We start from the raw sequence: 495 nt of genomic DNA on the forward strand, positions 1-495 counted from the left end.
GGTGGTAAGGTTTGATGGAGATTGTGACGAGGGCTTGATCATGACGATCGGCGACAACCTGCCGACCCAGTCGGAGCAGACCTTTCTCAATTTGTTTGAGCCGCCGCCTCAGGTCATTGAGCCTGCCATCCGGGCCTGTCGTTTGTTCAATACGGCGCTCGACGCCATTTTTTATGACGTGCCGACCCTGACCGCCCAACTCACAGAAAACGACGCTCCGATGAGCGCTCGTGGCGAAAAGGCCCCCTCTCGCATAGTCCAGTTCGACGCCCTCACTAACCCGGAGGGCTCGCTCCTGCTCATAGATGCGACGACAGCGCCTTACGTGCACAAATACACGAACGTGGAGTTGTTCCTCACCTCGCCCTACCAGGAAACGCGCGACGTTGAGATTGCGACAATCACGGGAGTCGGGAGCTCGGCGCTTGGAAGTGCGGCGCTCGCGTGGGACATCTCGCTTGCGCTCGAAAAGCCCGTCGTCGCGATCGTGCCAGG

Annotated in this window: 1 pseudogene; it reads left to right on the forward strand. The window is 59.4% G+C overall.

Features of this window, described 5'->3' with window-relative positions:
• Positions 1 to 40 precede the first annotated feature (40 nt).
• A pseudogene (locus EN780_RS37425) lies at positions 41 to 495 on the forward strand (hypothetical protein); the annotation flags it as partial.

This window comes from Mesorhizobium sp. M4B.F.Ca.ET.089.01.1.1, assembly GCF_004022605.1.
Classification (GTDB): domain Bacteria; phylum Pseudomonadota; class Alphaproteobacteria; order Rhizobiales; family Rhizobiaceae; genus Mesorhizobium; species Mesorhizobium abyssinicae.